The following is a 13300-nucleotide window of genomic DNA, read 5'->3' as shown; positions in this document are numbered from 1 at the left end:
ACAGACTCATTTTACAAATAGTAAATATGGCCTGTCCTAACCATGTAGTCAACCTGTAACGGTTTAACAGAGGGTGTACTCTTATTCTTGCGTTGGGATCAATTTCGCTGAGGCAATTGCTTTGGCCAGTGGGCATTCATCACTGTGCTTATCTCCACATTGGTGACACATAGCTGCTAGTGCCTCAATTGCTGTCTGTTTTTTCTCTGAATCAAACATATTACTACCCCCCTTCGTTTAAGTTTAGTTGCACTATTAAGACGTAACGAAGAGTATTTTGGATAGTACTCCGATAGGTTTTTTTTAAATATTTCTATTCAATTCCCTTTGGCCCTAATTTGAGCGAACCGATATTCTTATAAAGATAACCCTCGGATAAAGACTTCCGGAGTATATTACGAGCTTTGTGCAAGCGCCATTTTACAAGTTCATTGGATATATTGAGGATTTCTGCAACCTCTTTAGTGGAGCAACCGTTTATTTCCCGGAGAGTAAAGACTTCCCGCTGTTGAAAAGGTAGTTTTGAAATAGCCTTAAAAAGGACCTCTTTCATTGCTCTTTTTTGGCACTTACAGTCAGGGTCTTGCTCGTTCGAATTGACCTCAATTTCCTCAGCAGGGTTTTCTCTGCGAACCTGAGCTTTACGCTGATAATCAATTGTAGTATTTACAGCAATTCGATAAAGCCAGGTCGAAAACTTTGATTGTCTGTTAAATGACTGCTTAGCCTGAAACGCTTTTAAAAATGATTCCTGGGTTAAGTCTTGGGCTAAATGAAAATCTCCGGTCATACCATAGATCAGATTTAGAATTTTTTCTTCATTTTCAGAGATTAATTGGTCAAAAGAATATTGGTTTTCGGCACTATCAGGTCCGTAGATATTTTGTCTAAGATGCATTGTGATCCTCCTGTTAAACAGAGCATTTTTTTACTATAGTGGTCATAAGGGAATACATATATTAGACGTAAATTCTTATGACATAGATAGTATTTTAAATAAAATATTTTAAATCAGCAATTAAAAAACTTGCTACCAAAATATCCAAACGCACTCACATTTTTCCGCTTTTTATAAAAAGCAAAAACCCACAAAGTATGCATCACTGCCTCCCTTGTGGGTTAAGTTTAACAAAATATTGATCAAATTTTTTATAGTGCATTATATCATACCAGAAGGTTAAAGTCCTGCCACGGATTTCGCAGTTGATATGTAGCATATTCTTCCTCATTATTTCATCTTTCTATATATCCAGTCACCTATACTTTGAATACCCTGAACCATAACAACTAAAATTGCAGCTGTTAGATACATAACATTATCATTAAAACTCTGATATCCATATGTAATAGCAACAGCCCCTATTCCGCCTGCTCCCATTACCCCCGCCATAGCTGATGAACCTAAAATTGCAATAGTAGCCAGAATAATTCCAGATATAATGGCCGGAAACGCTTCTGATAACATAACATTAAAAATAACCTGAAAATCAGATATACCAAATGATCTCATAGCTTCGATCAAGTCTGGATCGACTTCTTTCATGGCATTTTCAATCAAACGAGTTATAAAAGCAGTTGCAGAAACTGTTAAAGGAACCAATGCTGCCTTAACTCCAAATGATGTTCCTGTAATTGCTTTGGTAAATGGCAATAAAAATACCATTAGAATGACAAATGGAAAAGAGCGAATGACATTAATGATAAAAGCAATAATTTGATAAATCACTTTATTGGGATGTATCCCATCTTTATTTGTTACTAGTAAAATAACTGATATCATAAATGCAAAAACAGTTGCTAAGACAGTTGTAATTACTACCATTTCAATTGTTGAGCTAAATGCTGGAATCATAATCATTTTCCAAAAATTTTTTTGATAATCTGTTAAAAAATCAAACATTTTTTCTCCTCAATGCCTTAAAGCGCTTTCTCGTTTCCAACTACAATAACTAAAAACTTATTCAAACGAATGCCAAACGATTTGTTTATCCGTTAAATACTCTTTTACCTTCGAAATATCTTCTTTTTGAAAATTAATTATTAAAGATCCGAGATGCTTATCCCTATATCGTTCTACCTTTCCGCCTAGAATAGAGAAATCGACATCTAACGTCCTCGCTAGTCTGCTAAGAACCTGTTTCGAATCATCATTTTCAAGTAACATGATCTGTAGATTAACACCGTCAATTGAAGGAAACATTTCTTCAGTACCCAGAAATTTATGCAATTCTTTTGATACATTAAGGAAAACCTCATCAACTTTTCCGGAAGTTACAATATGTCCATTTTCAAGCAGCGAAACTTTTTGACAAACCTGACGAATTACTTCCATTTGATGGCTGACAACAACAATTGTTATCCCTAATTTCTCATTGATTTCACGCAACAACTGTAAAATAGCGGTTGTTGTTTTGGGATCCAATGCTGATGTTGCTTCGTCACTCAACAAGATTTTGGGGTTCATGGATAAGGCTCTGGCAATTGCAACACGCTGTTTCTGCCCTCCAGATAATGTGCTCGGTTTTTGTTTCAGTTTATCGGAAATGCCAACAATTTCTGCTAACTCTCTTACCCGTTTATCAATTGCGTTCTTATCATATTTCCAGCATTTCATAGGAAATGAAATATTGTCATAAACAGTTTTACGTCCTAGCAGAGGAAAATGTTGAAAAATCATGGCTACCTCTTTCCGAAAATTCCTGAGACCCTTTTTATCTAACGAATTTAATTCAACTCCATTTGTTTTTATACTTCCAGAGGAATAGGTCTCCAAGCCGTTTATACAACGCAATAGTGTTGATTTTCCAGCTCCGCTTTTACCAACCAAACCGTATATTTCTCCATCCTGAATCGTTATATTTATATTTTTCAACACCTCTATCCCGCCAAATGACTTTTGCAAATTCGTTATTTCAATCATAATTTATCTCCTCGTATTCAATAAAAAATGCAACAAGAAAATTTTGTTGCATTTTTTATCACTTCTAACTATTTTCCAGCGTATTCAAATCCTGAAGAAGCCGGAACATTAGCTATAGCTTCCTTTGATGTATAAGCAGTCATTATATCTTTAGCCCACTTGGTATCTTTATTTTGGGCCAATACACAAATGCCTTGCGTTAAATCTTGATCTACAAATTTCTTAAGAAGATGTTTGGTGGGATCGACGCCAGCTTCAGCCATTGTATTTGACGTACCAATAACAATGGTATAATCATCCATGTTCTTATATTTCACATGATCGGACTGTACAAAATCATAATTATGAGGGTTTTTAACAATATCCGCCACTGTATAAAAATCACCAGCCGCCGGCTTATCTGATAAGGTAATAATTCCAGCTTCCTGCAATTGTTTTAACTGTACACTAATATTAGCAGCATCTTGGGCAATACCGACTGCTCCGCCATTTGGCAAATCTTCAATGCTATCTGCTTTAACAGAATAGAGACCCGTATAGTAATTGTATAATTTGGGTTCCAGCATAATAATGTTTGTACCATGTGATTTATTATAGTTATTCATATATGGTTCATGTTGATAAAAGTTTGCATCCAATGTTCCTTCCGCTAAGGCATCATTAGGTAATACATAATCGTCAAATACTTTAATTTCCACTTTGTATCCCATATCTTCAAGTGCTTTTTTTCCTGATTCAGCTAAATCTTTTGAAACTGAGCTTGTTCCAATATTAATTACCGTTTTTTCTTCAGATTTACCTGCTGAACTTGTATTTGTACTAGAACACCCACCCACTAAAATTACAGCCATACTTATGCATAATAGTATACCAAAAATTTTCTTTTTCATATTTTGACCACCTCGTATATTTAGTTTATGAAAAAAATAACAAATACTGTTATTCATTCACCTCTCCTTCTTTAGTTATGAGTTATGAAAAATTCGACATCAAATATGTACTATTTTTCCCTTTACTTTAAAACGTCTTTTTTCATAATCATTCAGTTATTGTTATTTATTACACACACATTATACCATTATTTTTGAGAATATATAGCCTCTGCCTACTAATTATTATCTACCTATTCCCATAATTCAGGCTTTACCGGATAAACGCCATAACTTCTTGCCGTATCCAAAAGTGCCTGTATATTTTCTATAGGCGCATTCATCGGAATCTGACATCCAGTTGAAAGTATGAAACCCTTTGGATTATCATGGGCTTTTTTTATACAAAACTTACTCTCCCTGACAACGTCTTCATAAGTTCCATTCCTTACTATGTCTACAGGAGGCACATTGCCAACCAAACATACTTTATCCCCAACCGCATTCTTTGCATCTTCCAGATCCTCAATATCATCAATGCTCAATGAAGTGATTCCTATTTCAACTAAATCGCCCCAAATCTTTTTACTCTTGCCGCAAACATGTATAGACATACCCCCTCCGGTTTTTTGTTTTATTCTATCAATGCATTTTTCCACATAAGGCATAGAAAAAATCTGAAAGAATTTCTTGCTGATAATAGTTGACGACGAAATCGGATCAGCTATACCAATCCCAACACCCATTTCTGCTGCAATATCGATAATTCTAAAGTTTGACTCCACGATAATTTCCATGAGCTCATGAACTTTTTCGGGATACTTTATTAAAGCTTTTAATAAATTCTCAGTTCCTAATAAACCCGATGCCGTTGTAAATGGACCTGGGATGCCGCAGCTCACATTTACTTCTTTAAATAAAGCATCCCTAGTCATTTTTAAGGCTATTAATCTAATGGGGATCTTACCGTCTTGATAAGGATTGACAGGAGAAAGTTTAGCGACATCCCGAATATCCTTTAAGGCGGGTTCAGCAACATAGGAAATATTATTGGGAGGATATATAACTTTAGTCCCCATGGCTTCAGCAACTTCTCTCAGACCTATTCCTACGCCGACAGCATCATGTCTGAATTTGCGAAAAAGAGCAATTTCCAGGTCTGCATATACTTCCGGATCATGATAAACTTCATATGTAGTGCGTCCAATCAAAGAGGATAAGGTCTCACCCATGATAGGGTTACAGGGAATTCTATCCGTAGGTTTGCCTTGGGCAAATGCTTGCATCCTCTCCTTTGGTGTCATCAAGTCTTGTTTAATTTCCATAATACTACACCTTCTTATAAGTTCATTCCCAAGGGGGCTGCTTCTTTGATATAATCAATTTATTATATAATTCTATCATTAAATACATATGTCTAAAAGTGCTAATTCGGAATGAAAATTAATCTTTAATTAATCATTAATGTCCAAATGACAATAGCACCAGCATTCATTTATGAACTACGCTGGTGCTAATTATTAATCGAGAAGGGGCGAATTCCAATGGAATTCGCCTATTTCATCCACCTCACGATGGACACCCTTGCCATGTCTTCTGGTCCAGGCCGTCACTTCCATTTCAAGTCCGATTTTTACCCGCTTGGCAACTTCTTTGCCGATATTTCCGAACCCCACTAAGCCGTTTAGATTATTTGGTTTTGAATGTACCAACTCTAAACGCTCCCAGCAGGGAATTCAGTTCATTCTCCAAGAACACGTTTACCACCAAATACATGGATCGTTCTTGTTCCAGCAACACACTTTCCCCATTGCTCAGTCCCTTTTGGAATGAAGATCTCATCTCCCGGATTAAGAACAAACTCTTCATCGTTCATAATTACTGTATATTGGCCAGAAATACAAACCATATACTCATCGAATTCATGCTTATGTTTCTTAGAAGTTCTGTCGGCATAACATGTCCAAAATGCCATCTGACTGCCGTCAGTACCAGTATAATAATACCCCTCTATATCCTGTGTATTCTGCTCTTTGTCACTAATTCGGTTTTTACTTGATTTCATAAACTCCGGAAAATCGAGCATGGTAAACCTCCATTCAAGTTTAGTCAGTGACCACGCATGTATCTCTTCACCTAATCAGAAATTAATCTGATTTCAGGGTTCTTCTTTAATATTCAGCCATTACAACGTGAATCAAGATTTTCTCTTATACATTTTATGTACGAATTCCGAGGTTACACTACTCATTCCCACCAGTATATTCAGACACCTTAGCATAACTTTCATTCAATTAATCAGCATTTATTACTCCCTGTAACTTTAGCATATATTTGTTTGCTAAATAAATTCAAGAAATCGTTTAGTTCATAAATGTTTTGTCTATATAATCCATATCCCATAAAATTACTTGTAGCAATTTTCAGATCAAACGGAAGCTCATCTGTAATAGCCTTTACTTTTTGCAGCTCATCGTACAATATCTGTGAATCCGGATCATGATTGGCAAATACAAAAATGTATTCCGGTTTTTGGTCGTTGAATTTTTCGATATGCTTCTGATTATCAATCAAACCAAGTTTTTGTTTAATGTTAAAGACTTCCTTCATTTCATCTTTCAGTTTAGACAGATTGTCATAGGCAGGGTCTAAATAATTTCTCATATCTTGTATATGATTACGGATACCTGCTTTGCCCGTCAACGCTCCGTCCATATATTTCATTTCAATGAACGACAATCCAATATTTCTATTATTTTTACGCTCTGCCCCGGATGATGGCCAATATGCCGCAACTAAATCAAACCGTCCCTCGGAATTGGCATACTCAATATCGCAAATAAAATAGTCGGTTCCTTTTGCAGAACCTTTAAAATTGTTTTCACGAACCATCAATTGTTGAAATTCTCTCTCGTTTTTATGGTTTTTCCCAAACCACAAATCCATTTCATGCTTTAAAAAAGGTATTGCCCAAATCCACTCTGATACATCATTAAAGGTCGAGAGTACAGCGGGTGGCAATTCCTTCATTAAGCCCTTAGTAATATACTTCGAATCGAAGGAAGCGAAAAACAGGTCCTTATCCTCCGAGATCTTCATAATATTTCCCCCACGATAGTAAATGTTAATATAATTTCTCCTGATTTCTAAACACAAAGTTGTATCCGTCTTAACCAAACTTAATATTCGACTTAAACCTAGGTCCGTTTCACTCGTTAACGCATCAATGAAACGATCTGAAATTATTCGGTGTTTTTCCTTGGTATTGGCCACACTTTTCACTCCTATGTTTTTAATTTTACAAAATCGCCGATCGAAGTTCTCATGCCGGTCAATCCATAGGCTCCCCAGTTGGTCGCCTGTGCAAAATAATCCGAAATCCGGGTTTTCCATAATCCTATCTCCCCTCCTTTGGTATCCGAAGCGTTAATGAAAGTAACGTAGAGGAGGTGAGTATTCCAACGAAAACTAAACTTATCACTTTAAAACCTGCAAGTGCAGCAATTATCGGTCCGGCGCTGGCACCTAAAAATAGGATGAAGGTGTATAACGCAACTGCTCCACCCCTAGCTTGTTTACCTAAGATGCCAATGATATTGATAAGAGTAGGCACGACTATGGAAATACCCGCCACAAACACTACCGAAGCTAATGTGATAAGGGCTACGGTTGGCATTGCCCATTCCAACCAAAGACCTGTGGTTGCCCCAATCAATCCGGCCAGTAGTACCCTTTTGTAACCAAAGCGTGCGGTAAACTTTCCGGCAAATGGCGACATCATCATTCCAAGAATCCCTGCAGCTCTGATACTCAGTAACTGCTCAGGCTTTAACCCGTGGGTATTTGCCAAATACCCGCCCAGGGAAGAGTACATCCCTACGAAGGAGAGGAGCAGGGTAAAAGTTATGGTATATCCCTTAACTAGGCTCACGTCCCGTAACAACCCGAACATTTGCTTCCACACTGCAAAAAGACTGAGTCCGGTGTGCTTAACAGGAACAGTTGGTAGAATTGCCAAAGTCAGCAGGAAAGCTAAAACGTAAACCACTGCAAACGAAATGAACACATAGGGCCAACCCAGCGAACTAGCGATAGAGGAACTAACAATCTGTCCTACGATACCTGCTAATAGAAACCCAGTACTAATCAAGGCAACGGCTGTGGGCCTTTTTACCGGTGGATAGATATTCAAACACGTAAGCTAAGGCCACCGGGCCAAATGAGGCAGCAACAAAACCTTGCACGGCACGGAAATAAAGTAACGACTGAATCGATTGAGCGAAACTCACGAGCAAAGTGCTTACTGATAAGGTAATCATACCCGGCACTAAAACCTGTTTTCGCCCGAAACGGTCAGAAATTGGCCCAAAAATTAAAAATCCAAACGCATAAAAAAGCGAAAAGACACTGCTGCCTGCCCATGCGGCTGTTGCGGTTGGAACGTGAAACGTAGAAGAAAGTATCCCAATGAGCGGGATCATCGTATAGACGTTCGAAACCACAGTTAGGCCACACAAGGCAAGTAAAATAGTCACTACGGTTAAGTTCCTGTTAACTTGTTGTTGGTGTAGTTGTTCGTTGGTCACAGAAATACTCATATAAACAGCCCCTTTCTCACCTTGCTTCCGGAAGTAAGACGCCTCTATTGTAACATTATTACAATACATGTCAATATCTTTCGAGTGGAGCATTTGCAAAATATTATCCGTTGACGTAAAATATCTACAATGAATGGAGAGTGGTGACGCAGTTGGATATCAAAGATGAAGCCAATGTTCTTTTGGATTTTGACCTTTTAAGCAAACTGGTGGTGGGAATTGGAGAGGTGTCAGATATTACAGGTGTCCCACAAAGACAGATACGCTATTGGGAGGAAAAGGGGATTATTCAATCAATGAAGGAAGGAGAAGGCTCTGTACGGCGGTATAACTATCTGAACATTAAGAAAATCATCTTGATTAAAGAGCTATTAGATGACGGTTTTACTTTGGATGCTGCAGCAAGGAAAATGGAACTGCGAATTGCAAATATTAATCAGGCTTTTTTAAAGTTAGCTGATCGGTCGCAAAATGAGGACTAGATTCGGATTAACCTTATGAATATCTGGTCTACCTATTTAGAAATCTGCCTAATCTGGACTTTCATAACAAGCTGGAGTTATTGGAAGGCTTTATACCCTGGGCAGATTCGCTTCCGGAATTCTGTTATGCAAAGAAAACTCATAAGAAAACTGAGGAAGAAACTAAGCAGTATGGCCATGACAAATATTAGCTACATGATGGATATGACGAAATCCTTTCTATAGAGAAATTGACTGCATAAAGCAGTTAAATAAAAGTAAAAACCCAGAGCCTATTATCGCTCTGGATTACTTTTCGTCTCTCTTCCCCTAAACAGAAATTCATCTACTAATTCCGAGGCTCTTCTTTGCGATTGCTCATTAAAGTTTTTCGAAAAGGGATCACTAAAACCATGTTTTCCGTCTAGCACACTGACATTGACGGACTTCTTTTCTTCAAGAACGCTCGTCAATTCAGAAACATTAAATGACTTTTCCTCTTTTGCGAAAATAAGCAGCGTCGGGCATCTGGGAGTTATAGTTTGATAATCTCTTATTCGAGAACCATAATAGCCAATAACTTTATCTGCAGTATTTTCTTTTTCGCTGCATATCCATGCTGCGGTTGCCCCAACACTAAATCCTAAAAGAACTATGTTTTTGTAGACTGCTCTTGAGTTAATGAGTATTTTTCCAACTTCATGTACCATATACGGAAAACCAACATAATTAACGAAGTATTGGTAAGCTTCTTCTTCTCGATTGTAATGGAAATATCCTAAATCAGACTTGATAAAATTTGGACATAAAACATCGTATCCTGCTTCTGAATAATGTTCGCAAACCCATTTAATATGGGGGTTAATTCCATATATCTCATGCAGAACGATTATTGCAGATTCATTGCCTCTCATATTATTCAGCATCAAACAATTCTCCGGCCTGTTTTTAATAATTTAAGTTACAATTTCCTATCTTGTAAATTCAACTTACTTTTTTCCCGTTAATTCCTTCTGGTACGCTTTCCAGCCTGGGCACCATCGAGTATGCCAGCGCCAGAATTTCGCTAAAAATGAATTTGGCTTCTGTTCTGCTTTGATACGCATCTTGCAATTTTCGCAGTTTGAACTCATTTCCGACCCTCCTTGATCCCTCATCAGAGGTCTTATCCGTAAAATACGTGTCACTCCAATAGAATGATTCGATGTTTAGCTGGTCTATAAGATTACATATGACCAATTATCTCACATCCCCTTTGCAAGAAATGTCGAAATTCTTGACTAAATCAGGACAAATCCTATTCAAATCTCGCACTCAATTTTGCTGCCGTCAAACAGACTAACTAACTTTTTTTAAATTTAAATAATAACCTCAAAAATGAACATCCTATTTATATAGGAGGTATTCTAATGAAGGATAGGACTATATTAAATTCAATGACCATTTTAGGAATAACTGGAAGCATATTTTTCTTATTAAGGAAAAAAGGCCAGTTAAAAGACTGGTTTCTAATCTATTTTATAAAAACTTTAGTTTCAACTATTATTGATGGGCCTGTTATAAAGCGAGGCTATTTGAGATATCCCTATCGTTATTTCTCCAATTTTTTTGATTCAAACATTGTATTTTTATACATACTATTTCCTTTATCATGTGTCATCTATAATCAATTCACTGATAAAATGAAACCATTAAAAATGTTCTTAAGCGTATTTCTTTTTAGTGGACCAATGACACTTCTAGAGAATTGGCTTGAAAAGAATACGAATTTAGTAAAGTATCATAAAGGTTGGAATAGCTATATTACGTTTGGCGTTCTTTCATTTACTTTTATATTAGTTAAAGGATGTATTGAAGGCATTAGATTTTTAGATAAAAAAATGAGCAATTTAGAAACCTCTAATGCAAACTGACTTGAAATCACAATTTGAGATTAGCCGTATGTTTGAACAAACCACTAGTTCTTCATTACCACGCTGATTACGTAATCTGGGATTGGCGCTCGACAGGATTAGTGAGGTAGCACCTAAAAAGAATTCAACATTCTCTCAACTTTTTGAAAATCAATAAATCGGCTTTCTCTAAGAACTTCTCTGCCATCATACATCATGAGAATCGTTGGTACTGTAAATACCAGTAATTGCCCTGCAATTTCTACATGATCATTGATATCTATTTTTATGACCTTGATTGAGTAATCATTAATTAGATTCATTAACTTTGGAAAAACAGCATGGCAAACATTACAGTCTCGAGAGCTGAAATAAAGAATAACCTGTTTCTCTTCTGCCATGAGCTGTTCGAGATGATCATACGTTTGAATATGACTATTCGTCATAATGTTCATATTTGGTTTTTCCATCTTAAATCCCTAGCCTTTCTTCATAAATCTTCGCTCCAAATGGTATCAGACCTAGTTTAGCAAATTTAAAATGTTGGAGCCCAAAGGGAATACCAATAATCGTTAGACAAAAAAGCAGGCCAATAACTAAATGAGCTACAGCAAACTCCCAGCCAAAAACGATCAGCCATATGATATTACCAATAAAATTCATTGTCTTCCTCCATTCATATGAGTCTCAGCTCCTATTATTTCCACCACTATCCCCTATTTCCTGCATATAGCAGTCAAATAAAAGCAAAAACCCGGTGTCAGCCAATGGCTAGCACATTATTCAAGTTATTTTTATACTTATATATTTGTGTATAAACACAAATCGCCGATCGAAGTTCCCTTAACCTTAAACAAAAACGCTACCTCAGCCAAGGATTGTACTGTTTCTGTTTACCCTGTTGGTATCCGAAGCGTTAATGAAAGTAACGTAGAGAAGGTGAGTATTCCAACTAAAACTAAACTTATAACTTTTAAATAAAAGTAAAAATCCAGAGCCTATGATCGCTCTGGATTGCTTTTATAATTAATTCTGATCGACAACAAATTTGTTATTGATCCCCGAGGTTTTAGGGAACTGATCAAAAATTGCTTTTATTTTGTTATTGACTTTATCGATAAGCGCACTTACTGCCGCCCCATCCATGGGTTCTCCCGCTTCCAGGCGGCTTAAGTTTTCCTCAAAGCAGTTGACCAACAGTTGATTGACGGCTTGATAAATACTTCCCACATCCGAAGGTTCCTGCAGCTTGCCCTTCCAGATATCATCCATTCTAACAAAGAAATAATTAGTAATCTGTCCAATGATTTCGGCCAGGCGCGCCACTTCCGGTACCAAAAAAGTCGTCATGCCTTCATAAGTAGTGCCTCTAAGGATGAGACGTTTCTCCTGCTGCAAATCCCGGTATGCTTTAGTACCCTGAAGGATAATCTGGGGATGATACAGCACATTGGCGGTGATAAAAATATTTTTTAACAGAGAATTTCGCTTGAGAAATTCAAAATTAGTGCGAATATCCACCAGCGTGGAATCCGGCTCAAACATAATAAAGCCGACATTTGGCTCAATGCCATGGCTGCGCAGGATGCGCAAGGCGCTCTCGTTTTGTTCAACAGTTGTCATTTTATTCAACCGCCGTAACGAATCATCACGACCGCTTTCCAGCCCAATCAATAAATCCTCTAAGCCAGCCTCAACAAGAGCTGCAATGCTATCCTCATGAATATCGTTAACCCGGGCTTCAATGCCAAAACGAATTTTTCTTTCTTTTAACAGCCCTGCCAGCTTCATAGCGCGCTCCTGACCTGCTTTACCGGGACCAAAGAAATTCGGATCTGTAAAGTAAAATTTCAGCGGGCCGTATTGCGCTATGATCCGATCTATTTCCTGCATCACGCGTTCCGGGCTCTTGGCCCGCCAACAAGAACCTTCGCCGTAATACGGATTGATATAACAAAAGGTGCATCTCCCGTAGCAGCCCCGGCTGCCTTCAATATTCACCTCTCCGATCTTCATCATCGCCGCAGTACGAATGGGATCCGGCAGGGCATCGAGATTGCGATATGCCTCACGACGCTGCATCTGGATCTGTCCGGCTGCATCCACACATGCCATCCCAGACACCGGTACCCCGGTTTCCAACCACTCGGCAAAGGTTTGCTCCGGCTCACCGATGATCAGTCCGTCAAACTGTGGGCATAACTGAAGAATTTCCTGATAGGCAAACGTGGGATAATACCCGTAGCCCACAATCTTCTCCACCAAACCGTCTTCCTTTAGACGTTTGAGAAATGAAAACAATTGCCGGTTGTTTTCCCAGTTATAAATCAAATGGACACCCAGCACGGGCGGTGCAAATTCAAGGATCTGCTGAGCAACATCCTCGTATGTCAAGTTATCTAAAAATCCTTCGGCAATCTTGATGTCGTGCCCCATGCTGTTCAGCATGCCGGCGATACAGCCGGTAATCAGGCTGGACGCTAAAGGGGTATTGGCAATGTCATTGCATCGGTCAGGCTCAATCTGCCGGGGGTGCTCCAAGAGAAAAACTTTCATATCA

Annotated in this window: 17 protein-coding genes and 1 pseudogene; 2 read left to right on the top strand and 16 right to left on the bottom strand. The window is 38.0% G+C overall.

All coding sequences use genetic code 11. The features are described from left to right. Window positions 1–81: 81 nt before the first annotated feature. From DESOR_RS29715 to DESOR_RS27400, 11 genes are all read right to left on the bottom strand, one after another. The gene (locus tag DESOR_RS29715) at window positions 82–219 is read right to left on the bottom strand and encodes a hypothetical protein (RefSeq protein ID WP_014184874.1); all 138 of its coding nucleotides are present in this window, start codon (window positions 217–219) and stop codon (window positions 82–84) included. A gap of 94 nt (window positions 220–313) precedes the next feature. Further along, the gene (locus DESOR_RS12115) at window positions 314–898 is read right to left on the bottom strand and encodes an RNA polymerase sigma factor (protein ID WP_014184873.1); all 585 of its coding nucleotides are present in this window, start codon (window positions 896–898) and stop codon (window positions 314–316) included. Window positions 899–1228: 330 nt separating this feature from the next. Beyond that, window positions 1229–1900: a methionine ABC transporter permease gene (locus DESOR_RS12110; protein WP_014184871.1), complete on the bottom strand. Its 672-nt coding sequence runs from the start codon at window positions 1898–1900 to the stop codon at window positions 1229–1231. A gap of 57 nt (window positions 1901–1957) precedes the next feature. After that, window positions 1958–2920 (bottom strand): methionine ABC transporter ATP-binding protein, encoded by a 963-nt coding sequence (locus DESOR_RS12105; protein WP_014184870.1) that lies wholly within the window; start codon window positions 2918–2920, stop codon window positions 1958–1960. A gap of 68 nt (window positions 2921–2988) precedes the next feature. Then, entirely contained in the window at window positions 2989–3810 is an 822-nt protein-coding gene (locus tag DESOR_RS12100; protein WP_042331150.1) for a MetQ/NlpA family ABC transporter substrate-binding protein, read from the bottom strand. Window positions 3811–4043: 233 nt separating this feature from the next. Then, entirely contained in the window at window positions 4044–5114 is a 1071-nt protein-coding gene (locus tag DESOR_RS12095) for a uroporphyrinogen decarboxylase family protein (RefSeq protein WP_014184868.1), read from the bottom strand. 195 nt (window positions 5115–5309) lie between these two features. Beyond that, window positions 5310–5501, bottom strand: coding sequence for an NAD(P)-dependent oxidoreductase (locus DESOR_RS12090; RefSeq protein WP_042331148.1), 192 nt, complete (start codon window positions 5499–5501; stop codon window positions 5310–5312). Window positions 5502–5530: 29 nt separating this feature from the next. Continuing rightward, entirely contained in the window at window positions 5531–5875 is a 345-nt protein-coding gene (locus DESOR_RS12085) for a cupin domain-containing protein (protein ID WP_014184867.1), read from the bottom strand. Window positions 5876–6087: 212 nt separating this feature from the next. Next, complete coding sequence (locus tag DESOR_RS12080; RefSeq protein WP_148265268.1) at window positions 6088–7062, bottom strand: hypothetical protein; 975 nt, start codon at window positions 7060–7062, stop codon at window positions 6088–6090. Between the two features lie 124 nt (window positions 7063–7186). Then, window positions 7187–7981: an MFS transporter gene (locus DESOR_RS27405; protein WP_081468498.1), complete on the bottom strand. Its 795-nt coding sequence runs from the start codon at window positions 7979–7981 to the stop codon at window positions 7187–7189. Then, on the bottom strand, window positions 7932–8387 hold the full coding sequence (locus DESOR_RS27400) for an MFS transporter (RefSeq protein WP_052304303.1): 456 nt from the start codon (window positions 8385–8387) through the stop codon (window positions 7932–7934). The genes DESOR_RS27405 and DESOR_RS27400 overlap by 50 nt, the downstream gene beginning before the upstream one ends. 143 nt (window positions 8388–8530) lie before the next feature. Between DESOR_RS27400 and DESOR_RS12070 the strand changes: the two genes are divergently transcribed. After that, a complete protein-coding gene (locus DESOR_RS12070; RefSeq protein WP_014184865.1) occupies window positions 8531–8869 on the top strand; it encodes a MerR family transcriptional regulator in 339 nt (112 codons plus the stop codon). Window positions 8870–9144: 275 nt separating this feature from the next. On the opposite strand, the gene DESOR_RS12065 is transcribed toward DESOR_RS12070, so the two are convergent. Beyond that, the gene (locus DESOR_RS12065; protein ID WP_174275424.1) at window positions 9145–9762 is read right to left on the bottom strand and encodes a dienelactone hydrolase family protein; all 618 of its coding nucleotides are present in this window, start codon (window positions 9760–9762) and stop codon (window positions 9145–9147) included. A 75-nt stretch (window positions 9763–9837) separates the two neighbouring features. Further along, complete coding sequence (locus tag DESOR_RS29710) at window positions 9838–9981, bottom strand: hypothetical protein (protein WP_169315199.1); 144 nt, start codon at window positions 9979–9981, stop codon at window positions 9838–9840. Between the two features lie 276 nt (window positions 9982–10257). Between DESOR_RS29710 and DESOR_RS12055 the strand changes: the two genes are divergently transcribed. After that, window positions 10258–10761: a CBO0543 family protein gene (locus DESOR_RS12055; RefSeq protein WP_014184863.1), complete on the top strand. Its 504-nt coding sequence runs from the start codon at window positions 10258–10260 to the stop codon at window positions 10759–10761. A gap of 113 nt (window positions 10762–10874) precedes the next feature. Here the strand turns inward: DESOR_RS12055 and DESOR_RS12050 are convergent, their stop codons facing one another. From DESOR_RS12050 to DESOR_RS12040, 3 genes and pseudogenes are all read right to left on the bottom strand, one after another. Next, window positions 10875–11195: a thioredoxin family protein gene (locus DESOR_RS12050; protein WP_042332212.1), complete on the bottom strand. Its 321-nt coding sequence runs from the start codon at window positions 11193–11195 to the stop codon at window positions 10875–10877. A 16-nt stretch (window positions 11196–11211) separates the two neighbouring features. Beyond that, window positions 11212–11388: pseudogene (locus DESOR_RS12045) on the bottom strand (YccF domain-containing protein); the annotation flags it as partial. 378 nt (window positions 11389–11766) lie between these two features. Further along, window positions 11767–13296: a B12-binding domain-containing radical SAM protein gene (locus DESOR_RS12040; protein WP_014184860.1), complete on the bottom strand. Its 1530-nt coding sequence runs from the start codon at window positions 13294–13296 to the stop codon at window positions 11767–11769. Between the last annotated feature and the right edge of the window lie 4 nt (window positions 13297–13300).

The sequence above is a fragment of the Desulfosporosinus orientis DSM 765 genome, from assembly GCF_000235605.1.
Taxonomy (GTDB): Bacteria; Bacillota; Desulfitobacteriia; order Desulfitobacteriales; family Desulfitobacteriaceae; genus Desulfosporosinus; species Desulfosporosinus orientis.
This window is presented reverse-complemented; position numbering and strand designations above follow the sequence as displayed.